The organism is Streptomyces sp. NPDC031554 (assembly GCF_055580685.1).
The window spans coordinates 350,045-372,834 of record NZ_JBVIKX010000007.1 but is presented as its reverse complement, the minus strand read 5'-3'; the positions used below and the strand labels follow the sequence as shown (position 1 = coordinate 372,834).

At 74.9% G+C, this 22,790-nt stretch carries 17 protein-coding genes and 1 pseudogene; 15 read left to right on the top strand and 3 right to left on the bottom strand.

Annotated features, from left to right (window positions below; translation table 11 throughout):
- Window positions 1-92 precede the first annotated feature (92 nt).
- The 3 genes from ACZ5FU_RS20875 (at window position 93) to ACZ5FU_RS20865 (ending at window position 3,922) form a co-directional block, all read left to right on the top strand.
- A complete protein-coding gene (locus ACZ5FU_RS20875; protein WP_469046135.1) occupies window positions 93-1,814 on the top strand; it encodes a hypothetical protein in 1,722 nt (573 codons plus the stop codon).
- Window positions 1,815-1,968: 154 nt separating this feature from the next.
- A complete protein-coding gene (locus ACZ5FU_RS20870) occupies window positions 1,969-3,351 on the top strand; it encodes a diacylglycerol/lipid kinase family protein (RefSeq protein ID WP_451527702.1) in 1,383 nt (460 codons plus the stop codon).
- Window positions 3,344-3,922, top strand: a complete 579-nt coding sequence (locus ACZ5FU_RS20865; RefSeq protein WP_451527703.1) for a phosphatase PAP2 family protein — start codon at window positions 3,344-3,346, stop codon at window positions 3,920-3,922. The genes ACZ5FU_RS20870 and ACZ5FU_RS20865 overlap by 8 nt, the downstream gene beginning before the upstream one ends.
- Before the next feature lie 31 nt (window positions 3,923-3,953).
- Here ACZ5FU_RS20865 and ACZ5FU_RS20860 read toward each other — a convergent pair whose 3' ends face one another.
- A complete protein-coding gene (locus ACZ5FU_RS20860; RefSeq protein ID WP_451527704.1) occupies window positions 3,954-4,589 on the bottom strand; it encodes a class I SAM-dependent methyltransferase in 636 nt (211 codons plus the stop codon).
- A gap of 217 nt (window positions 4,590-4,806) precedes the next feature.
- On the opposite strand from ACZ5FU_RS20860, the gene ACZ5FU_RS20855 reads away from it, so the two are divergent.
- Complete coding sequence (locus ACZ5FU_RS20855; protein WP_451527705.1) at window positions 4,807-4,980, top strand: hypothetical protein; 174 nt, start codon at window positions 4,807-4,809, stop codon at window positions 4,978-4,980.
- 38 nt (window positions 4,981-5,018) lie between these two features.
- Here ACZ5FU_RS20855 and ACZ5FU_RS20850 read toward each other — a convergent pair whose 3' ends face one another.
- Entirely contained in the window at window positions 5,019-6,671 is a 1,653-nt protein-coding gene (locus ACZ5FU_RS20850; protein WP_468836420.1) for a C40 family peptidase, read from the bottom strand.
- Between the two features lie 421 nt (window positions 6,672-7,092).
- Window positions 7,093-7,434 carry a helix-turn-helix transcriptional regulator gene (locus ACZ5FU_RS20845; protein WP_468836425.1) on the bottom strand — a complete coding sequence of 114 codons (342 nt, stop codon included), beginning with the start codon at window positions 7,432-7,434 and terminating at the stop codon, window positions 7,093-7,095.
- Window positions 7,435-7,559: 125 nt separating this feature from the next.
- Here ACZ5FU_RS20845 and ACZ5FU_RS20840 point away from each other — a divergent pair, with 125 nt between their 5' ends.
- The 11 genes and pseudogenes from ACZ5FU_RS20840 to ACZ5FU_RS20790 all read left to right on the top strand — a co-directional run bounded on the left by ACZ5FU_RS20840 (window position 7,560) and on the right by ACZ5FU_RS20790 (window position 22,747).
- Window positions 7,560-8,321 (top strand): anti-sigma factor antagonist, encoded by a 762-nt coding sequence (locus ACZ5FU_RS20840; protein ID WP_468836428.1) that lies wholly within the window; start codon window positions 7,560-7,562, stop codon window positions 8,319-8,321.
- A 565-nt stretch (window positions 8,322-8,886) separates the two neighbouring features.
- Window positions 8,887-9,378: pseudogene (locus tag ACZ5FU_RS20835) on the top strand (hypothetical protein); the annotation flags it as partial.
- 81 nt (window positions 9,379-9,459) lie between these two features.
- The gene (locus ACZ5FU_RS20830; protein WP_469046212.1) at window positions 9,460-10,845 is read left to right on the top strand and encodes a hypothetical protein; all 1,386 of its coding nucleotides are present in this window, start codon (window positions 9,460-9,462) and stop codon (window positions 10,843-10,845) included.
- Window positions 10,842-12,305 carry a vWA domain-containing protein gene (locus tag ACZ5FU_RS20825; RefSeq protein WP_469046133.1) on the top strand — a complete coding sequence of 488 codons (1,464 nt, stop codon included), beginning with the start codon at window positions 10,842-10,844 and terminating at the stop codon, window positions 12,303-12,305. The genes ACZ5FU_RS20830 and ACZ5FU_RS20825 overlap by 4 nt, the downstream gene beginning before the upstream one ends.
- A gap of 62 nt (window positions 12,306-12,367) precedes the next feature.
- Entirely contained in the window at window positions 12,368-13,480 is a 1,113-nt protein-coding gene (locus ACZ5FU_RS20820; protein WP_451527710.1) for an ATP-binding protein, read from the top strand.
- A complete protein-coding gene (locus tag ACZ5FU_RS20815; protein WP_469046131.1) occupies window positions 13,477-16,377 on the top strand; it encodes a DUF5682 family protein in 2,901 nt (966 codons plus the stop codon). Before ACZ5FU_RS20820 ends, ACZ5FU_RS20815 begins: the two co-directional genes overlap by 4 nt.
- 353 nt (window positions 16,378-16,730) lie before the next feature.
- On the top strand, window positions 16,731-17,384 hold the full coding sequence (locus ACZ5FU_RS20810) for a LamG domain-containing protein (protein ID WP_468646653.1): 654 nt from the start codon (window positions 16,731-16,733) through the stop codon (window positions 17,382-17,384).
- 172 nt (window positions 17,385-17,556) lie between these two features.
- Window positions 17,557-17,751, top strand: a complete 195-nt coding sequence (locus ACZ5FU_RS20805; protein ID WP_451527713.1) for a hypothetical protein — start codon at window positions 17,557-17,559, stop codon at window positions 17,749-17,751.
- 124 nt (window positions 17,752-17,875) lie between these two features.
- Window positions 17,876-18,724 (top strand): lysozyme, encoded by an 849-nt coding sequence (locus ACZ5FU_RS20800; RefSeq protein ID WP_451527714.1) that lies wholly within the window; start codon window positions 17,876-17,878, stop codon window positions 18,722-18,724.
- 112 nt (window positions 18,725-18,836) lie between these two features.
- Window positions 18,837-19,289 (top strand): hypothetical protein, encoded by a 453-nt coding sequence (locus ACZ5FU_RS20795; RefSeq protein WP_468836434.1) that lies wholly within the window; start codon window positions 18,837-18,839, stop codon window positions 19,287-19,289.
- Between the two features lie 83 nt (window positions 19,290-19,372).
- A complete protein-coding gene (locus ACZ5FU_RS20790) occupies window positions 19,373-22,747 on the top strand; it encodes a pyruvate carboxylase (RefSeq protein WP_451527716.1) in 3,375 nt (1,124 codons plus the stop codon).
- Window positions 22,748-22,790 lie beyond the last annotated feature (43 nt).

Here is a 22,790-nt window from a genome sequence, read left to right as displayed (position 1 = left end):
CACGGTATATGTCGCTCGGAGTGACCGCACGGGTCGCTCCGGGCGGCGCCGGCCCCGGACCGGCGGGGCGGCCGCACGACGAGGGGAGCCCCATGCAGGACGGAAACGGGACCGCGGACACCGACCCGGAGTACTACGACCTCGGCGACCACCGCCGCACGGTCACCACCTCCTCCGCCGAGGCCCAGCGCTGGTTCGACCGCGGCCTGGTCTGGTCGTACGCCTTCCACCACGAGGAGGCCGTCGTCTGCTTCGAGAACGCGGCCCGCGCCGACCCGGACTGCGCGATGGCCCACTGGGGGATCGCCTACGCGCTCGGCCCCAACTACAACAAGCCCTGGGATTTCTTCGACGACCGGGACCTGGCCCGGACCGTGGCGCGCACCCACGCCGCCGTGGAACTCGCCCACGACAGGGCCGGGCGCGCCACCCCCGTCGAACGCGCCCTGATCGGCGCCCTGCGCGCCCGCTACCCCCGGGACCGGCCGGCCGAGGACTGCTCGGTGTGGAACGCGCCCTACGCCGACGCCATGGCCGCCGTCCACGCCCTCGCGCCCGACGACCTCGACGTCAGCGCCCTGTACGCCGACGCCCTGATGAACCTCACCCCCTGGCAGCTGTGGGACCTGCGCACGGGCGAACCCGCCCGGGGCGCGCGCACGCGTGAGGCGCGGGCCGTGCTCGACGCGGCGCTCGCCACGGAGGCCGGGACCCGCCACCCCGGCGTACTGCACCTCCACGTCCACCTGATGGAGATGTCGCCGGCTCCCGAGCGGGCGCTGCCCGTCGCCGACCGGCTGCGCGACCTCGTCCCCGACGCCGGCCACCTCCAGCACATGCCCTCGCACCTGGAGGTGCTGTGCGGCAACTACCGCGCGGTGGTGGCGGACAACACCCGCGCGATCGCCGCCGACGAGAAGTACGCGGCCCGGTCCGGGGCGATGAACTTCTACACCCTCTACCGCGCCCACAACCACCACTTCCGCATCTACGGCGCGATGTTCCTCGGCCGGTCGGACATCGCCCTGGAGGCGGCCGCCCGGCTGGAGGAGTGCCTGCCGGAGGAACTGCTGCGGGTGGAGAGCCCGCCCATGGCGGACTGGCTGGAGGCGTTCCTCGCGATGCGGGTCCACGTGCTGATCCGCTTCGGCCGCTGGGCCGACGTCCTGGCGCTGCCGGAGCCCGCCGACCCGCTGCTGTACAGCATGACGACCGCGATGCGGCACTACGCCCGCGGCGTCGCCCTCTCCGCGACCGGCCGGATCCCGGAGGCGGAGGCCGAGCGCACCCGGTTCGGGGAGGCCGCCGCCCGGGTCCCGCGGACGCGCATGCTGTTCAACAACACCTGCGCCGACATCCTCGCCGTCGCCGCCGCCATGCTCGACGGCGAACTCGAGTACCGCAAGGGCCGGTACGAGGCCGCCTTCGCCGCCCTGGAACGCTCGATCCGCCTCGACGACGACCTCCCCTACGACGAACCCTGGGGCTGGATGCAGCCCACCCGGCACGCCTACGGGGCCCTGCTGCTCGAACAGGGCCGGATCGCCGAGGCGGAGGCGGTCTACCGGGCCGACCTGGGCCTCGACGACTCGCTGCCCCGGCCCTCCCAGCACCCCGGCAACATCTGGTCCCTGCACGGACTGCACGAGTGCCTCGTCCGGCTCGGCAAGGACGGCGAGGCGCGGATCGTGGCCCAGCAGCTGAAGTTCGCGGACGCGCTGACGGACGTACCCGTCGAGGCCTCCTGCTTCTGCCGTCTCGACACCGCGTCCGGGGCCCCGGACGCGAGCGGCTGCTGCGGCGTGGACAATTGACCGAGCGCCCGCCCGGGATGCCGGGCCGCCCCGCCGTCCCCACCATGGACGCGGAGGGCGGTCCGGGACCCCGGTGCGGACATCCGCAGCGGACGGCGGCACGGTGGCCCGGGCCACGTGGGACAGGGGGACCTCGGAGCATGGCGGGCGCGGGATGAAGGAGACGGGCACGAAGGGGACGACGGACACGAGCCGGCCGCACGGCGGGATCGGCCGCGCCCGCGGCTGGGCACGGCTGGCCCTGGTCCTGCTCGCGGGCTGCGTCGCCGTCGTCTTCTCGGGCGTCGACTCCGGCGGCTGGCTGGTCCTGCTCACCGGGTTCGCCGGGCTCGCGCTCGCCGGGGCCGGCATCTGGTGGATGCTGGCGCACCGCGGCGGGGCCCGGCTGGCGGGCGCCGCGCTGGCCGTGGCCGCGCCCGTGGGCGTGCTGGTGCTGTACGCCGCGTCCGGGCTGTGGGTCGTGGCCGTCGGCGCGCTCGCCCTGTGGACGGCGGCCTTCGCCTCGGCCCGCTCGGCGCTGCGTGCCCTGCGCCGCCCGCGCGGCATGCACACCCGCAGGGTCCCGCCCCCGAAGCGGCCGGTGCTGCTGATGAACGTGCGCTCGGGCGGCGGCAAGGTCGAACGGTTCGACCTGGTCGAGCGGGCCCAGGCACTGGGCGCCCGGGTGATCGTGCTCGGCCCGGACATCTACCCCGACCCCGCGCTGGTGGCCCGGCAGGCCGTGGCCGACGGCGCCGACCTGCTCGGGGTCGCGGGCGGCGACGGCACCCAGGCGCTCGTCGCGGCCGTGGCCGCCGACCACGGACTGCCCTTCCTGGTCATCGCCGCCGGCACCCGCAACCACTTCGCCATGGACCTCGGCCTGGACCGCACCGACCCCGCGCGCAGCCTCGACGCCCTGACCGACGGCGTGGAACTCCGCGTCGACCTCGGCGACGTCGACGGCCGGCCGTTCGTCAACACCGTGTCGTTCGGGGCGTACGCGGAGATCGTGCAGAGCCCGGCGTACCGCGACGCCAAGGCCGCCACCTTCCTGGAGCACCTGCCCGACCTGCTCGCGGGCGAGGCCGGCGCCACGCTCGACGTGCGCACCGACGACGGCGTCCGGCTGCACGCCCCGCAGGCACTCCTGGTCAGCAACAACCCCTACGCCCGCGCCGACCCGCTCGGCGGGGGCCGCCGCCCCCGCCTGGACACCGGAAAGCTCGGCGTCATCGGCGTCCGCGTGGAGGGACCGGGGCAGGCCGCCGAACTGGTCCTGCTGGGCGAACGGGCCAGCGGCATCACGTCCGTGGCGTCCCGCCGGGTCACCGTGGAGGCGCCCGTGGGGCACATCCCGGTGGCCGTCGACGGCGAGGCGCTCGACCTGCCCGTCCCGGTCGTGTGCACGCTGCGGCCCGGCGCGCTCCGGGTCCGGGTGCCCCGCCACCGTCCGGGCGCCCCCTACGCGCCGCCCGCCGTCGACTGGCGGCGCATCGTCGCCCTCGCACTCGGCCGCACCGACACCCGCACGATCCAGGAGACGCACGATGTCTGACCGCCGAACCGAGCCGCGCAGCCGCACACCGCACCTGGTGCGCGACCTCGCCCTCCTCGACCAGGCCCTCTACGAGACCGTCGCCGTGACCAGGACGCCCACCCTGGACACCGCGCTGCGCCGGCTGTCCGCCGCGTCGGACCACTCCAAAGTGTCCTTCGTGATCGCCGGCGGGCTCGCGCTGAGCGGCGGCCGGGCCCGGCGCGCCGCCGCCCTGGGCGTCGCGGCCGTCGGGGTCGCCTCGGCGAGCGCCAACCTGCTCGGCAAGCGCCTCGTCCGCCGTCCGCGCCCGCACCGCGCCGTCGACTCGCCGTTCCCGGGACGGCACGTGCCGATGCCGGACTCGGCCTCGTTCCCCTCCGGGCACACCGCGTCGGCCGTCGCCTTCGCGGCCGCCGTCGGCCAGGCGTTCCCGGTCGCCGCCGTCCCGCTGGGCCTGCTCGCCTGCGCGGTGGGCTACTCGCGCGTCCACACCGGGGTGCACTACCCGGGCGACGTCGTGGCCGGCGCGCTCCTCGGGACGGGGGCGGCGGCCGTGGTGCTGGGGACGGCGGCCCGGCTGGACCGCTGAGGCCGGGGCGCAGGGGCGGGGACCGAGGCGGTCAGGGCCGGCCGCAGTGCAGGAAGACGTGCGGCTCGGGTACGGCCTCGGGGTGGTCGGGGGTGAACAGCAGGTTCTCCTCGGCCAGCACCGTCAGCCCCGCGTCCCCCACCATCTCGACGAGGTCGTCGCGGGCGAAGCTGGTGACCCGCACCGGCTGCCCCATGAACACCGCGTCCACGCCCTCCACGTCCAGCGGCACCGTGGCGAGGACGAGGCTGCCGCCCGGCACCAGGGCCCGTGCCAGCCGGCCGACCAGGGCGCTCTGCTGGGCGCGGTCCATCTGGAGCAGGGAGAAGTAGACGCAGACCGCGTGGAACGAGCCATCTTCCAGCGGCATCTCCCGCACGTCGAGACACCGGAACGTCGCTCCCGGGACCTGCCGGGCGGCGATGCCGACCATGACGGGGGAGACGTCGACGCCCAGTACGTCGTGCCCGGCGTCCACGAGGGTCCCGGCCGTCGGCCGGCCCGTCCCGCTGCCCACGTCCAGCACCCGGCTGCCCGGTGCGAGCCGCCCGAGCAGCCACCGCAGCGATCGGTGGTGCCCCTCGGAACGGGCGAAGGCCTTCTCGTACTCCGAGCCGAGCGCGTCGAACACCGCCGCCGCGCGCCGCTTCCCGTCCTCGCCGGTCACGCCGGCCTCCCCTCGTGGTGGGCGGGCCCCGCGCCCGCGCGGCCCTGACGGTGCTCCAGCGTAGGGGCGGGCCGAAGGAGCCGTGGCCGGTTTCCGCGAGCGGGCGGAAGCCGAGTTTCCGCTACCGTCAGTAACATGATCCACTCTTCTTCCTGAGATGGGGCTACTGGCCGGTAGGTGGGGCCCCGAGACCGTCGTTCCCTTCGGAGGACCCCCGATGACCTCGCCCGAGGACGCCCTGCAGCAAGCCCTTGCCACCTACGAGGAGCACGCCCGTACGTGTCGGCAGTGTCACTACGACGCCGTGCCGTGCGCCGTCTCCAAGCACCTCCTGCGTGCCTACAACAACGCCCGCCGCGGGCAGATGCGGGCGAACTCCGGCGTGCGGTGAGCGATCCTCGTCACACCGGGTGACCGGTCGGGGCGGTGTCAGGCAGGCCGCACCGCGCCGCGCAGGGCGCCCTCGCCGAGCGCGTGGACCGGCTCCTCGCGGATGGCCGCGCCGGGGCCCGGAGCGTGGATCATCATGCCGTCGCCCGTGCACAGACCGGTGTGGCTCAGGTCGTCGTGGAAGAAGACCAGGTCGCCGGGGCGCAGGTCGTCCAGGGCGACCCGGGTGAAGGCCCGCGCCTGGTCGAGCGCCGTGCGCGGCAGCGTCACCCCGGCGGCCCGCCAGGCGGCCTGGGTGAGGCTGGAGGAGTCGTACGACTCCGGCCCCGTGGCACCCGTCACGCACGGCCTGCCGAGCTGGGCGCGGGCGAAGGCGAGGGCCTTGTCCGCCTTGCCGAGGTACCCGGTCCCGGTCGTGCGGACGGTGACGTCGAGGGGGGACGGTGCGGGTACGGCGGACGGTGCGGTCGGGGCGGGCGCGGCCGCCGGCGCGGTCGGGAGGGTGAACTCGGGCAGCGGCAGGCCGATCCCGGGTGCGGGGAGGGCGAACCCGGCCCCGGAGAAGGCCGGTTCCGGTGCCGGGAGCGTGGCCTGGACCGGCTGGGGCGGGACGGCCGGTGCGGCGGGTCCGGGCACGGCGGCCAGGAGATCGCCGTAACTGGCCGCCAACAGGCCCGTCTCGGGCTCCGGGAAGGAGTTCCGGGGCGCCGCCAGCGGGGGCTGGGGCACGGCGAAGTCCGAGGTGGGGGCGGGGAAGCCGTAAGCGGGCGTGCCGGACTCCGCGGCGGGCACCGGCGAGCCGGTCCCGGCGGCGGGACGGACGACGGCGTTGCGGCCGGTCGACGTGAGGACGTCCTCCCCGCTGCCGGTCCACTGCCCCGCCCACGTGCCGGTCCCGGCGTCGTAGGTCTGCTGCAGCCCGGTGTCCCAGGCCTGCTGCCGCCCGGTGTCCCAGGTCTGCCGCTGCCCGGTGTCCCAGGTCTGCCGCTGCCCGGTGTCCCAGGTCTGTCCGGCGGGCCGTGACCCGGCCGCGGGGAGTGCCGGCACCGGCTGTGCGGCTGCGCGGGCCAGCACCTCGCGGGCGGCGGTGAGCTTGTGCCGGACGGCCTCCTTGCCGCTGTGCAGGGCCGCCCGCGGAGCGGCCGGGGCGGGGGAGGGCGCGGTGGCGGCCGGAGCGGGCGGCAGCGCCCTGGGCGCCGGCGACGGGGTGGCGGGAGCCGCGGGCAGTGCGGCCGGGGTCCGCCCGGTCAGCTCCGGCGTGCGTCCGCCGCCGGCCTCCAGTTCGAGCCGGCCCCCGGTTCCCGGCTCCCGTGCGGCGCCGCCGCCGGGCGGCAGTTCCGGTGCGCTCCGCGGGCGCGGGAGGGCGGCGGGCCGCTCCGGCAGGCGGTCGGCGGGCAGGGTGGCGGGGGTGGTCGGCCCGATCCGGCTGCGTGCCATGTCGAACCACTGGCGGGTCACCGCCTCCAGCGAGGGATCGGCCGCCGGCCGCCCGCTGTTGGCGACGGAGGTGACGGTCCGGCGGCCGCCTCCGCCCGACCTGGCGCGGGTGGCGTTGAACGTCCCGGTGTCGGTCTCGGCCCGGTCGTACAGGGCGCTGACCCGCCGCTGGACCTCCGCACGGCTCGGCGCGTCGGCGTCCTCGACGCGTGCGGAGCCGGTGCCCGCCGGGAGCGCGGTGCGATCCGTCGCCATGGAAGACGTACTCCTTCCGTGCTCCGCCGGCCGGGTGGGCGGTGGGCCGGGGAGCGGCCCCTGCGGTGAGGTGCTCCCGCGCCCGCCGTCCCGTCGGGCGTCCCGCCCGGGGGGGCGGACGGTCCCGGCTCCGGCCGCGGCACGTGGTGCCCCGGACCCGGCGGAGGCCGCGCGGCCGGCGGGGTTCGCCGGAGTCGGTCGTGCGGCCTTGCGTCAACCTAGCCAACTTGTGTGGCTGGTGTGAAGGTTCAAGGGTTAAATGTCCGATACGTATTCGTGACCTTGGTCTCTCTTCGCCGCAACGGCGTTTGGCGACGCGCGAGTTGGCGGACCGAATCGACCGCCCGGGCCGACCCCTCGGGCCGACCGCCCGGGGGGATCGGCGCGGCCGGTCGGCGCCGGGCCGCGACGACCCGTCCGGTCAGGCCTCGTCGGGGCGCGGCCCCGGGGTGCGGGCGCGGTGCGCCTCGTCCTGGACGAGCAGGGAGAGCAGGGCCGCCACCGCCAGTCCCGCCTCGGCCGGGTGGCGCAGCACCTTGTCCGGTTCGATCCGGTAGATGTTGCCGCGCCCTTCCCTGGTGTGGGACAGGTAACCGTCCTGTTCCAGGTCGGCGATGATCTTCTGGACGGCGCGTTCGGTCAGCCGGCAGCGCGCGGCGATGTCGCGGATCCGGGCCGTCTGGTCGTCCGCGATGACCGCCAGCACGCGCGCGTGGTTGGTCAGGAACGTCCAGCCTGTGTGCGATCGGGGCACTCCTTCCATGAGGTGATCGTACGACTTAGGATTCACGTAGACAAAAACAGGAACTGCATTTCGTGTATCGGTTGACGCATCACGTGTGCCGGAGCGAGCCTGGGAGGGTAAGTACGGTGACCGGGGAGGCGGTCATGGCGGAGCCTGCGTACGACACGGGTCACGGCGCGGGAGAGGACGGCCCGGGAGCCGGGGGGAGCGGCACGCCGCACACCCGGCCGGTGCCCTGGGTGTCCCTGCACGCGCGGGGTGAGCGGGTGGCCGTGGAGATCCGCGGCGAGCTGGACCTGGACGCCACCGAGCAGCTCGAGCACGCCCTGCGGGCGGCGCTGGCCGGTGCCGCCCGTGCGGTGGACCTCGATCTCGGGGCCGTCGAGTTCTGCGACTGCGCTGTTCTGAACGTCCTGCTCGAACTGCGCGAGCGGGGCCTGAGCCAGGGCAAGGAGGTCGTCATCCGCTCGGCCTCCCCCGTGGTGGAACGGCTTCTCGAACTGACCGGCACCGGCCGGCTGTTCGCCGACCCCGACCCCGACCCCGCCCCCCGTCCCGCGGGCGACGCGCTCGACCCCGGCCCGCCGCAGGACCCCGACGGCGAGCAGGACCCGCGCGTCGAGGTCGTCCAGCTGCGGCGGGCCATGCGGACCCGCCCGGTGATCGACCTCGCCCGCGGCATCCTCATGGCCTCGTTCGCCCTGAGCGCGCAGGAAGCCTGGCGGGTGCTGGTCGACGCCTCCCAGCACACCAACACCAAGCTGCACCACCTCGCCCGCGACCTCGTCGGCGCCGTGGAGGGGGGCCCGCCGCCGGAGGCCGTCCGGGAGCAGGTGGCGGCGGCCGTCGCCAGGGTCCGCTCCGGGGCACCGGCGGGGGAGGGGACCGGCCGCACCGGCGGCTGACCCGCACGGGGCGGCCGTGTCGGCGACACGGCCGAGGGGTACGGCGATCGCGCCCGTGCCCGGTCCGCCGGCCGCCCCTGGACCCGCCGCACCCGGTACCGCTCCGCCGCTCCGCCGCCCCGCCGCCCCGCACCGGCACCGGGGTCGCGACGGCCGGCGACACCGGACCGGAGGACCTCCTCCACCCCTGCCGCGCCCACCGGGGCGTCCTGCTCACCCCGTTCCCCGGCATGGCACTCATGCGCCCGACACGGATCGACGTCGGCCCGCCCCACCTCACCCCGGGCAGCGGCGACCCCGCCCCACCTCATCCCGGGCGGCGGCGACCCCACCCCGATCCCGCGCCGGGCACGGGCGCCTGACGCCGCGTCGGCCCCGGCCGTCCGCCGCTCCGGCGACGGGCGCCGGGGGCCGAGGGCTGGAGCCGCTCCGCACAGGTGACCGAGGGGCGTTGTCAGTGGTCACCGATAGCTTCGTTCTCGTCGCGCCGGCTCCGGTGCGACAGCCCCCCTGTGCTGCGCCGACCCGGCGCGACCGGGCTCTGTGCTGCAAAGGAGATGGTGCGTTGTCGCCCTGGGAGAGGTCGAGCACGGCCCGCGTGGTGCCGCCCGCGCGGCCCCGCAGACTCGCCAAGGTCCCCTTCGTCGAACTGGCCGACGGACGCCTCCAGGGCGTCGTCTCCAGCGGCTCGGACATCGAGCGCGTGTACGTCTCGTCGGTGGCCGCCGGGACGTACGCGTTCGCGTGCAGCACCAACAACAACCGCCCCTGCGGCGGCGCGCGCGGCTCGTACTGCAACCACATCCGCGCCCTGATCACCGAGGCCGCCCTGCAGTACGGCGCCGATCGGGTCGCCCGCTACCTGCGCGTCGAGCCGGCCGGCGGGGAGGCCACGGTCCCCGGCATCACCGACGCCATGACCGCCACCCGGCCCGCCCCGGCCGACGGGAAGACCTCGGCGGCCTCCGTCTTCAGCCGCTTCCTGCGGCACCTCGCCTACCTCGAACTCGAGCCCACCACGGTCCCGTCGCCCGAGATGCAGTGGTTCCCGCCGACCAGGACGGCGGACGCCCCCGGAACACCCGCGGCCGGGCCAAAGGCCGCGTCCGCGACCGGGCCCGTCGCGGACGCGGGCTCCGTGGACCTGCTGGCCGCCCCCGTCGACGGACTCGACGAGGCGCTGGCGGCGGTCGACGCCTTCGACCGGGCCCTCGTCGCGGGCCTGCTCCGCCCGCAGCCCGCCCGCGTCGCCGACCTGACGGAACTCGCCCGCGCCGTGGCCGGCTCGCCGCTGGCCGCCGGGGCCGCGGAAGCCGTCGAGAAGGCGGCGGCGGGAGCCGCGGGCGAGGACCACCTCGTCGTCCTCGCCGCCGCCCGCACCGCCCTCCTGGGCGCCGCCCACGACGCCCTGGCGGCCCGCGCCGACGAGAGCGCCGGCCGCACCCGCGGCGAGGCCGCGGCGCCCGCTCCGGCGCCGGGACGGACCGTCAACCTGCTGCTGGCCGCCCGGACCTGGCTCGCCGACCTGGCCCGCGCCGGCTGGCAGGGCATCGACCACGAACTCGTCGGCTCGGCCGCGCAGATCGTCTCCGCGATGCTGCCCGACCCCGGGCTGCGCCGCCTGGCCACCCTGCTCGACGGCTTCGCCGCCGAACTCGCCGCCTCCTGCCCCGGCGCCGCCCTGGACCGCTTTCCCGCCCGCCGCTGGGGCGACCTGTGGGCGCGCGCCCTGCTGCTGACCCGGCCCGGCGCCGCCGGCCCGGCGCCGACCGCCCCCGCCACCGGCCGTCTGCTCCCCCTCGGCGTCGACCTGCACGAACACGCGACGGCCGCCCAGGCGCAGGTCCACGCGGTGTTCGAGCCTGCGGACGGCGGCCCGGCCCGCCTGGTGCGCGCCGCCGTCTCCGTACCCAAGCCGGACACCGTCGTCGCGGCCGGCGTCTGGCAGCTCCTGCGGCCCCACCTGGCGCTGCTGACGGCCCTCGGCGAAGGCCGGTCCATGCAGCTCACCGACATGCCCCTCACCGAGGACGGCGACCTGATCTGGGACGACGGCCTGGCCCGCGCGGGCGGACCCGCCGACGCCTTCGCCACCGCCCGCGTCGCCCTCCCGACCGCCACGGCGGCGCCCACCGCACCGCTGGACCGCCACCCCGCGCGTCTGGCCGAACCGGTGTTCCTGGAGGGCTACACCGTCCGGCAGGACGACGACACCGCGATCACCTTCGGCTTCGCCGGACACTCCCTCGTCGTGGACACCGACCGCATCCCCGCCGCCGGTCCCCTCACCCCCGCGGCGGTGGCCGCCTCCACCGCCTGCATCGGCCTGCTGCGCTGGGACGACGGCGCGTTCCGCCTCCAGCCGCTCGCCGTCGAGACCACGGTGCGCAGGAGGACCACCGCCCTCCAGGCGGGCGCCTGGGCGGGCGGCACCACCGACAAGACCGGCGCCCGGGCCGAGAAGGCCGCCACGGACGCCGTGACCGTCCTGCGGGAGCGGGCGGGAAGGCTGCTGCGCACATGACCGAGCCCGAGACCGGTGACCGGCACCCGGCCGAGACCGGGGCCGCACCGCACGACAACCGCCGACAGGTCCTCTACTGGCGTCTCCTGGCCCGTCTCTTCGACCCGGAGGAACAGGCCGCGCTGGAGTCCGCGAGCCTCGCCGTCGTCGAGGACATCGGCCTGCCGCCCGCCCTGCTGGACCCGGGAACCTCCGTCGACTCCGTCGTGCAGCGCCACCCGGAGCTGGCCGCCGAGTTCGACGGCCTGATGGTCCCCGAAGCCGAAGCCGACCCGGCCGCCGAGACCGAACCCGGCCCGGCCGCCGGCCCCGACGACACGCGTGACCGTCCGGCCGAGGTGCGGCGCGCGGCCCTCGTCTCCAAGGTGCTGCTCAACGTCTTCGCCACCGGCACCGGAGCCGTCAGCGCCGGTCGGCTGGCGCGCTGGCAGGCGGACGCCGGCTGGCTGGAGCGGGCGCTCGGCTGCGCGCCCGGCGACCTGCGCGGCGGACGGGCCGGCGGCGGCCGCGGTGCCGGCCCGACCGGCTCGGGCGGCAACGGCCGCACCCCCGACCTCAGCCGGCTCGTCCCGCAGATCGGACCCGAACTCGGCGCCCTCGAAGCCGACCTGGTCAAGCGGATGCACCTGCGCGAGGTGCTCGCCGACCCCGCGCTCGCCGCCCGGCTCACCCCGAGCATGTCGCTGATCGAGCAACTGCTGCGGGACAAGAACAACCTGTCCGGAGTCGCCCTCGCCAACGCCAAGGCGCTGATCCGCCGGTTCGTGGACGAGGTCGCCGAAGTGCTGCGCACCCAGGTCGAGAAGACCACGGTCGGCGCCGTCGACCGGTCCGTCCCGCCGAAGCGGGTGTTCCGCAACCTCGATCTCGACCGCACCGTCTGGAAGAACCTCACCAACTACAGCCCCGAGGAGGAACGGCTCTACGTCGACCGCCTCTACTACCGGCACACCGCCCGCAGGACCACACCGCAGCGGCTCGTCGTCGTGGTGGACCAGTCCGGCTCGATGGTCGACTCCATGGTCAACTGCACCATCCTGGCCTCGATCTTCGCCGGGCTGCCGAAGGTCGACGTCCACCTCATCGCGTACGACACCCAGGCGCTCGACCTGACCCCCTGGGTGCACGACCCCTTCGAGACCCTCCTGCGCACCCACCTCGGCGGCGGCACCGACGGCACCGTCGCCATGGCCCTGGCCCAGCCCAAGATCGCCGAGCCGCGCAACACCGTCGTGGTGTGGATCTCCGACTTCTACGAGTGGCGCGGCGAACCCCTCTACGACAGCATGGCCGCCCTGCACCGCTCGGGGGTCAAGTTCATCCCCGTCGGCTCGGTGACCAGCTCCGGCCGCGGCAGCGTCAACCCCTGGTTCCGCGAACGCTTCAAGGACCTCGGCACCCCCGTGCTCTCCGGTCACATCCGCAAGCTCGTGCACGAGCTGAAGACGTTCCTCACCTGATACGCCCGCTCCGCCCCTCTTCCCCCTCCCGTCTTCCCGCCCTTCCGCTGAAAGGCCTGCCGATGTCCGACCTGTTGCGCGCCCCCGCCGAGATCAAGTACGCCGAGGAACTGGACTGGCTGGAGTCGGTGGACGACCACCCCAAACCGTTCTCCTGGCGGCTGTCGCCCAAGATGATCCGGCTGTTCGTCCTCGGCTCCGAGCGGGCGGACGGCCTCGACCGGGACGTCTCCCAGAAGTGGTTCGGCGACCGCAGCATCGTCGAGCGGGCCATCGTCACCCTCGCCTCCGACCGCGGCCTGCTCCTCATCGGCGACCCCGGCACCGGCAAGAGCTGGCTGGCCGAGCTGCTGGCCGCCGCCGTCTGCCGCAACTCCACCCAGGTCGTCCAGGGCACGGCCGGTACCACCGAGGACCACATCAAGTACTCGTGGAACGTGTCCATGGTCATCGCCAAGGGCCAGTCCCGCGAGTCGATGATCCCCTCGCCGATCATGACCGCGATGGAGACCGGCACGATCGGCCGGTTCGAGGAGCTCACCCGCTCCACCAGCGACGTCCAGGACGCCCTGATCTCCATCCTCTCCGAGAAGTACATCTCGGTCCCCGAACTCGACAGCGACGGCATCGTGTTCGCCAAGCCGGGCTTCTCCGTCATCGCCACCGCCAACAGCCGCGACCGGGGCGTCAACGACCTGTCCTCGGCCCTCAAGCGCCGCTTCAACTTCGTCCGCATCCCCGTCGTGACGAACAAGAAGAGCGAGGCGGAGATCGTCCGCTTCCGCACCGAGGAACTGCTGCGCCGCCACCAGATCGAACTGGACGTGCCGCCCACCCTGCTGGACGTGCTGCTGCAGAGCTTCGCCGACCTGCGCGCCTCGGCCGCCGCGGCGGCCGGCGACGACGAGAAGCTGGAGTCCGCGCTCTCCACCGCCGAACAGATCGGTGTCCTGGAGGACGCCGTCCTGCACGGCGACTTCTTCGGCGAACGCGCCCTGAGCGCACGGACCCTCGCCTCCTCCCTGGTCGGCTCCCTCGCCCGCCGCGACCCCGAGGACCTCGCCATCCTCAACAAGTACCTGCACGGCGTCGTCGAGCCGCGCAGCAAGGAGGAGGGGGGCTCCTGGCCGGAGTTCCTGGAGGGCGGCCGCGACGCGATCGCGACCCTGTCGTGAGCGCCCCGTCCGAGGGCACGTTCGGCGCCCTGCGCACCCAGCTCCACGACGCGGCCACCGCGTTCGCCGACGGTCCCGGCGCCCTGGAGGGACTCCTCCGCGGCATCGTCGACGACGTCGAGCGCGCCGTGCGCGAGCCGCTGGAGATCTTCCCGGTCTGCCACCACTCCCCGGCCTCGGCGCTCGCCATGGCCCGCCGGCTGCGCGAGAAGCAGCCGAAGGTGGTCTACCTGGAGCTGTGCGAGGACATGGCGCCCCTCCTGACCGAGCTGCGCAACTGCCGCCTCCCGGTGGCGGTGCAGGCGTTCGCGACCGAGGTCGAGGGCTTCCCCGCCGACTGGTCGCCGCTGTCGGTCGTCGCCCCGGTCACCGAGGCCTCCGCCGAGTACCAGGCCATCGCCTACGCCCTCGACACCCCGGGCGTCGAACTCGTCCTCGTCGACCGCTCCTCGGACCACGTGTTCCAGTGGGAGACCCCGCCCGCCGCGGAGCCCGACCCGGACGCGCCGGCGGCCGACGAGGAGAGCGTCCTGCACGGCGACGCGGTCGGCGTCGAGATCGGCGACCTGCGACCGCGCTTCGCCGAACTGGAGGAGCACCTGCTGCGCCACGGCCGGGTGCGGCACTGGTCGGAGTGGTGGCACCAGTACGTCGAACTGCCGCTCGGGGACAGCGACCACGACACCTACCGGCAGGTCATGCTGCTCATCGGCAGCCTCTTCCGGCGCCTGGCACCCGGCGACCCGCGCCGCCTCCGGGTCGACGAGGACCGCGAACGGTACATGTGGACACGGATGCGCGAGCACCTCGCGGCCACCGGCACCGACCCCGCCGACTGCCTCTACGTCTGCGGCGCGTTCCACGCCGCCAGCCACGTCGAGGAGTTCGGCGTCGAGGGCGGCGGCACCTTCACCGTCACCCCGCCCACCGCCACCACGTGGCGGCACGGGCTCATCCCCTCCAGCCACGCCGCGATCGAGGCGCAGTTCGGCCTCGCCGCCGGATCCGTGTCCATCGCCGCCTCGGAATGGGCCAAGAACCTCAAGCGGACCGGTGTGCGGCCGTACCGCCTGGAAGGACAGGCCGGCACGAGGAGGAGCGCCCGGCCGAGGAAGACGGCCGTGCCCGCGCCACCCGCCTCCCCGGCACCGCCGGCCGACCGGCTCACCGGGTTCCTCCGGCGGCCGCCCGCCCTCGACCCCCTCGACGAGGCCGAACTGCTCGGCTGGTCGGTGGAGATCGTGCGGGCCGCGCGGCGCAACGGCTACCTCGCCTCCACCGCCGACGCCATCGCCGTGTTCGAGACGTCGATCCTGCTGGCCGGGATGCGCGACCGGGTCCGCCCGACGCCGTACGACTTCCAGGACGCGGCCGTCACCTGCATCGAGAAGGAAGCCGTACCGGGACGGCGCGACGTCGGCCGGCTCGTCGAGATCATGATGGGCGGCGACCGGATCGGCCAGGTCGGCTACGACGCGCTGCCGCCCCTCGCCCGGGACGTCCACGACCGGCTCGCCCCGCTGGACCTCGGGCTCGAGCAGCGCGGCGTGCGGCGCGCCCTGCTCGACATCGCCGCCCGGCCCGAACTGGAGCGCTGCTCCGACGTGCTGTGGATGCTGCGCCGCCTGCTGCCCCAGGGCGCCGCCCGGCCGATCATGGGCGACCGGCGCCTGGGGGAGCGCGCCATCCAGGAGTCCTGGGACCTGGCCCTGGGCACCCACCAGCGCGCCCTCATCGAGCTGGGCTACGAGGGCGTCAGCATCGAGCAGGTCCTGGAACAGCGCCTGCGGCGCGCCGCGTACGCCCCGCAGGCGACGGCGGCCCAGGTCCTGGAGACCGTCGAGGACGCCATCCTCCACCTGCGCGGCCGTCGCCTCGCCGACGAGCTGGGCACCCGCGCCCTGGAGGTCCTCGCGGCGGAGCGCACCGTGGACGGCGCCCCCGAGGTGCTGCGCCGCGTGCGGCGCCTGCTGGCGTACTACCGCACGAACGAGCCGGCCCTGCCGCCGTGGATCGAGTCCTTCGTCACGACCGGCTACGCCCACTACTGCACGCTGCTGCCGACGGCGTTCACCGACGAGGACGCCACCGTCCGACAGGTGGCCGCCATGCTGGGCTTCCTCTTCGGCATGGAGGGACTCGCCCTCTCCCTGGGCTGCGACCGCACCCAGCTGGAGCTGGCCCTCGCCCGGTCCCGTCCGGGGGAGCCCTCCCGCACGGCACTGCTGTGGGCGGCGCAGACCCACCTCGGCACGCTGTCCCGGACGGAGCTGCGGGCCCGCTGCGACGAACTGCTCGGCAATCCCCTGGTGGTGCCCGCCTACCCGCGCTACCTCAGCGGGTTCGTGCACGCCCTGGAACCGGTGCCGCAGCTGGCGGACCTCGTCGTCGAGGCGGTGTCGAACGCCTTCGCGCGGCTCCCGGACCCGGTGCTGCTGCCCTGGCTGCCGACGCTGATCACCAGCCTGCGGGCGGGCGGCGCGGAGCTGGCCCCGCTGCTGATCCGCGAGGCGGGCCGCGTCTTCCCGGGACGGCTGGCGGAGCTGGACTCCTGGGTGCCGCCCTGGCGCGCCCCGCGGGAGCCCGCGGCCGTCCCGGCGGACCGGCCGGACGGCGCGGCCCGCGGCGTCGCCCTCCTCGCCGCGCATCCGGCGACGTGTGACGCGCTGGCGGATCTGCTCGGCTGCGAGGGTGCCTGGGGGAGCCCCGCGGTGAACGCCCCGCGCGGCGTCGCCCTCCTCGCCGCGCATCCGGCGACGTGTGACGCGCTGGCGGATCTGCTCGGCTGCGAGGGTGCCTGGGGGAGCCCCACGGTGAACGCCCCGCGCGGGGCCGCGCTCCTCGCCGCGCACCCTGCCACCACGACGGCGCTGGAGGCACTGTCGGCGGCCGGCTGACACGCGGCGGACCGTTCCACCGCGTTCAGGTCGCGGTGGACCGGCCCGCCGCCACCGGCCCGCCGCCACCGGTCCGCCGCCACCGGTCCGCCGCCACCGGGCCGTCGTCCTCGGGCGGGCACCGCCCGAGGACGGGTGCCGGCGGTGCCGGGCGTCGACGCCGGCGGCGTCCGACCGCGCACCCCCGTGCAGACCACGCACCCCCGTGCAGACGGCGCACCCCCGTGCGGACGGCGAGCACCCGTGCGGGGCGGAACCCGCCGTCCGGGTTGTTTACGGGCACCCGCCGTATGGGGGCGGGTACGCAGGGCAGACCGCCCGTGACAGAACGCGCGAGGGCGAGGAGCACGCCGGTGACCGACGTCTGTTTCAGAGCCGATTTCGCCTCGGACCACCAGTGGGTCGCGGGCCGCTCATGGGCCTATCCCGACGGAGGGCCCGTCAACCCCGACGACAACAAACTCGACCACCTCGTGGCGGATCCCGCCTACTCGCGGACCGGCACCTTCCGGGCCACCCGACGCGACGACGGCCTCTGGGACACGGGGCTGCTCACCACCGAGGGCAGCGACGAGGGCTTCATGGCCCGCACCGGCGACCGGCTCGAGGCCCGGGTACGGCTGCCCGTCGAGACCGGAGCCTGGCCCGCGATCTGGACCTGGCGCGACGGCGACCAGGAGATCGACGTCTTCGAGTACCACCCCGACAACCCGGACCTGCTGGAACTCTCCAACCACGTCCGGCCCGCCCACCGCTACCACCGCGACGACGCGGTCGGCCCCGGCGCCTGGGTCGACCTCGCCGTCGAGTTCGGCGCCCGCGACGTCGTGTGGTCCCTGAACGGCACGGCGGTCTTCGCCGACCGGCGCGGCGTCGGCCGGCGGTGGCACGCCCACCTCATCGTCAACCTCTCGGTGTGCGCCGGCCGCTACCACCCGGCGCCCGACCCGGAGGTGACGGAGATGTCCTTCGAGGTGGCCTCCCTCACCGTCCACCGCGACGCCTGAGCCGCCGGTCCCGGGGGACCGGACGGCGCGCGGGGCACTGTGCCACGGCCCGCGCCGGCCGGCCACCCGGGTGGTGCGGCCGGGGCACGGCTTCCCCCGAACGGCCCGCCCCGGGGGCCGCCGGGCGCCGCGCGCGTTCTTCTGGAGGTACGCCCGACAGAAGGGACGAGCCGTGTACGAGATGAAGGTGGGCCTCGCGTCGGGTGGCGGTGGACAGGTGTGGCACGTGGTGATCCCGCACCACGGGACAAGCCTGTGCGGCACCGATGTCTCCGCCACCGGCGCGACGGCCACGAACACCACCGACCGCCACTGCACCCCCTGCATGGCCCATCTGCAGACGCTGCTGGACGCCGACCGGAACTGATCCGGCCGGCCCCCCGCGGGACCTCCCGCCTCGCGCCGTACCCCCCGGGCCCCTCGCCCGGGGGTACGGCCGACGGAGGGACGAAAAGGTGCGGGCGTCCGCGACAGCACATCAGATGGGAGGCATGCGAAGGCCCATGAGAGCGGCGTTCGGCCGCCTGCGTCTGTACGCGACCGGTCTGCCGGTCGCCCTGTCCATACTCTTCTCCGGGCACCAGCCCATATCCCCGCCGGCCCCCGTCGGGGAGTCGCCCGGCGTCCCCGTCCCCGTCCGCGGAACCGCCCGCATGGGCATGGGCGTCGCCCTCCACGACGGGCGGACCGGCTCCCCCGACACCCGCGCGACCGCCCAGCCCGAGGGCGTCGACGTCTCCAGCCACCAGCGGGAGGTCGCCTGGCCGACCCTGTGGGCCTCCGGCGTGACCTGGGCCTACGTCAAGGCCACCGAGGGAACCTCCTACACCAACCCCTACCACGCCCAGCAGTACGACGGTTCCCGCGCCGTCGGCATGCTCCGCGGCGCCTACCACTTCGCGACGCCCGACACCTCCGGCGGCGCCGCGCAGGCCGACTACTTCGTCGACCACGGCGGCGGCTGGACCCCCGACGGCACGACCCTGCCCGGCGTCCTCGACATCGAGTGGAACCCCTACGGCGACGCCTGCTTCGGCAAGACCCACGCCTCGATGGTCTCCTGGATCGCGAGCTTCCTCGCCCGCTACAAGGCCCGCACCGGCCGCGACGCCGTCATCTACACCGCCACCAGCTGGTGGACCCAGTGCACCGGCAACCACGCCGGGTTCGGCGCCACCAACCCCCTGTGGATCGCCCGGTACGCCGCCACACCCGGCCCCCTCCCGGCCGGCTGGGCCTTCCACACCTTCTGGCAGTACACCTCCACCGGACCCACCGTCGGCGACCACGACCGGTTCAACGGGACCCCGGACAGACTGCGGAAACTGGCCGCCGGCTGACGGCGGCGGGCCCGCCGCACCACGACGACGGGCCCGCCGCACCACCGTCGGCCGTCCGACGATCCTGACCGCGCCGGGCATGACCGGCGCGGTCCGGGGGACAGACGAGACCATGCACGCGAACGAAGACGGACCCGACCGCGACCACCGCCGCCCCCCAGGGACGAGCGACGACACCGTGCGGGCCCTGGGCGCCCTGTCGAAAGCACTGGAGACGACGGAGCGCGCCAGGGGCCACCTCTACGGATTCCACCAGCTGACCGGCACCGCGGACCTCCAGCTGGACGAGGCGGTCTCCCTGCTCCGCAGGGCCGGGCACGACGAATGGGCCGAGCAGGTCTCCACCGAGATCCTCGGCCGCAACGTCATCCCCGGCCACTGGACCTTCCAGATCGTCGAGGCCTACGACCGCACGTACTACGAGGCGTTCAAACGGCTCGAGCGCGCCGCCGTCGACGAACTGGCCGGGGGCCGGGACCACCTGTACGAGGCGGAGATGAAGGAGGCCCGCCGTACCGCCGGTCATCCCGACCACACCGCCCGTCCGGGAACGGGGGGAACGTGAGGGCGAGTGGCCCGACTCACATGGCACTCCGGTGACGGCACCGACACCATGGTCCCCTCACCGGCAGGCTGAAGGGATCCAGGATGTTCCGCAAGGTGCTGGTCGCCAACCGTGGCGAGATCGCGATCCGGGCGTTCCGCGCCGGATACGAGCTGGGCGCGCGCACCGTCGCGGTGTTCCCGCACGAGGACCGCAACTCGCTGCACCGGCTGAAGGCCGACGAGGCCTACGAGATCGGTGAGCCGGGGCACCCGGTGCGTGCCTACCTGTCCGTCGAGGAGATCGTCGGCGCGGCACTGCGGGCGGGCGCGGACGCCGTGTACCCCGGCTACGGGTTCCTCTCCGAGAACCCCGAACTGGCCCGCGCCTGCGAGGAGGCGGGCATCACCTTCGTCGGACCCGACGCCCGCACCCTGGAACTGACCGGGAACAAGGCCAGCGCGGTCGCCGCCGCCCGGGCCGCCGGCGTACCCGTCCTCGCCTCCTCGCGGCCCTCCGACGACGTCGACGAACTGCTCCGCGCCGCCGGGGACATCGGCTTCCCGCTCTTCGTCAAGGCGGTCGCCGGCGGCGGCGGACGCGGCATGCGGCGCGTCGAGGACCCCGAGCGGCTGCGCGAGTCCGTCGAGGCCGCGTCCCGCGAGGCGGCGTCCGCGTTCGGCGACCCCACCGTCTTCCTGGAGAGGGCCGTCGTCGACCCCCGCCACATCGAGGTGCAGATCCTCGCGGACGGCGAGGGCGACGTCATCCACCTCTTCGAACGCGACTGCTCGGTCCAGCGCCGCCACCAGAAGGTCATCGAACTGGCGCCCGCCCCGAACCTGGCACCGGAGCTGCGGGAGCGGATCTGCGCCGACGCCGTCCGCTTCGCCCGCGAGATCGGTTACCGCAACGCCGGCACCGTCGAGTTCCTCCTCGACGGCGACGGCGACCACGTCTTCATCGAGATGAACCCGCGCATCCAGGTCGAGCACACGGTCACCGAGGAGGTCACCGACGTCGACCTCGTCCAGGCCCAGATGCGCATCGCCTCCGGCGAGACCCTGGCCGACCTCGGCCTGTCGCAGGACACGGTCACCCTGCGCGGCGCGGCCCTGCAGTGCCGCATCACCACCGAGGACCCCGCCAACGGCTTCCGGCCCGACACCGGCCGCATCAGCGCCTACCGCTCGCCGGGCGGGTCCGGCATCCGCCTCGACGGCGGAACCACCCACGCCGGTACGGACATCAGCGCCCACTTCGACTCGATGCTCGTCAAACTCAGCTGCCGGGGACGGGACTTCCCGACCGCCGTCAACCGCGCCCGGCGCGCCGTCGCCGAGTTCCGCATCCGCGGCGTGGCCACCAACATTCCCTTCCTCCAGGCCGTCCTGGACGACCCCGACTTCCGGGCCGGGCGGGTCACCACCTCGTTCATCGAGGAGCGCCCCCACCTGCTCACCGCCCGCTCCTCCGCCGACCGCGGCACCAAGCTGCTCACCTACCTCGCCGACGTCACCGTGAACAAGCCGCACGGAGAACGGCCCGGCCTCGGCGACCCCGTCGCCAAGCTGCCCCCGCTGCCGGCGGGCGGACCGCCCGCCGGCTCCCGGCAACTGCTCGTCGACCTCGGGCCCGAGGGCTTCGCCCGCCGGCTGCGCGAGTCGCCGACGCTCGGCGTCACCGACACCACCTTCCGCGACGCCCACCAGTCACTGCTCGCGACCCGCGTGCGCACCAAGGACCTCCTCGCCGCCGCCCCGGCCGTCGCCCACACCCTGCCCGGGCTGCTCTCGCTGGAGTGCTGGGGCGGCGCCACCTATGACGTCGCCCTGCGCTTCCTCGCCGAGGACCCCTGGGAGCGGCTCGCCGCCCTGCGCGAGGCCGTCCCCAACATCTGCCTCCAGATGCTGCTGCGCGGCCGCAACACCGTCGGCTACACCCCCTACCCGACCGAGGTCACCGACGCCTTCGTGCAGGAGGCCGCCGCCACCGGCATCGACATCTTCCGCATCTTCGACGCCCTCAACGACGTCGGCCGGATGCGCCCCGCCATCGACGCCGTGCGCGAGACGGGCACCGCGGTCGCCGAGGTCGCCCTCTGCTACACCTCCGACCTGTCCGACCCAGGCGAACGCCTCTACACCCTCGACTACTACCTGCGCCTGGCCGAGCAGATCGTCGAGGCCGGCGCCCACGTCCTGGCCGTCAAGGACATGGCGGGCCTGCTGCGCGCCCCGGCCGCCGCCACCCTCGTCTCCGCGCTGCGCCGCGAGTTCGGCCTACCGGTGCACCTGCACACCCACGACACCGCGGGCGGCCAGCTCGCCACCTACCTCGCCGCGATCCGGGCCGGCGTGGACGCCGTCGACGGCGCCGTGGCCTCCATGGCCGGCACGACCTCCCAGCCGTCGCTGTCGGCGCTGGTCGCCGCCACCGACCACTCCGACCGCCCCACCGGCCTCGCCCTCCGCGCCGTCGGCGACCTGGAGCCGTACTGGGAGGGCGTCCGCCGGATCTACGCCCCCTTCGAGGCGGGTCTCGCCTCGCCCACCGGCCGCGTCTACCACCACGAGATCCCCGGCGGACAGCTGTCCAACCTGCGCACCCAGGCCGTCGCGCTCGGCCTCGGCGACCGCTTCGAGGACATCGAGGCGATGTACGCCGCCGCCGACCGCATCCTGGGCCGCCTGGTGAAGGTCACCCCCTCGTCCAAGGTGGTCGGCGACCTCGCCCTGCACCTCGTCGGCGCCGGCGTCTCCCCGGCCGACTTCGAGTCCCGCCCCGACTCCTACGACATCCCGGACTCCGTCATCGGCTTCCTGCGCGGCGAACTGGGCACCCCGCCCGGCGGCTGGCCCGAGCCGTTCCGCACCAAGGCCCTGCGGGGCCGCGCCGGGGCCAGGCCCGTCACGGAGCTGACCGGCGAGGACCGCGAGGGCCTGGAGAAGTCCCGCCGCGCCACCCTCAACCGGCTGCTGTTCCCCGGCCCCACCCGCGAGTTCGACACCCACCGCCAGACCTACGGCGACACCAGCGTCCTGGACAGCAAGGACTTCTTCTACGGACTGCGGCCGGGCAAGGAGTACGCCGTCGACCTCGAGCCCGGCGTGCGGCTGCTGATCGAGCTGCAGGCGGTGGGCGAGGCCGACGAGCGCGGCATGCGCACCGTGATGTCCTCCCTCAACGGCCAGCTCAGGCCCGTCCAGGTCCGCGACCGGGCGGCCGCCTCCGACGTCCCGGTCACCGAGAAGGCCGACCGTTCCGACCCCGGCCACGTCGCGGCGCCGTTCGCGGGCGTGGTGACCCTGGCGGTCGCCGAGGGCGACGAGGTGGAGGCCGGCGCCACGGTCGCCACCATCGAGGCGATGAAGATGGAGGCCACCATCACCGCCCCGAGGGGCGGCCGGGTCGCCCGCCTGGCCATCAACCGCGTCCAGCAGGTGGAGGGCGGCGACCTGCTCGTCGAGGTCGGCTGAACCGGCCGGGGCGGGCCCGTCCCGCCCCGGCCGCACGGCCACG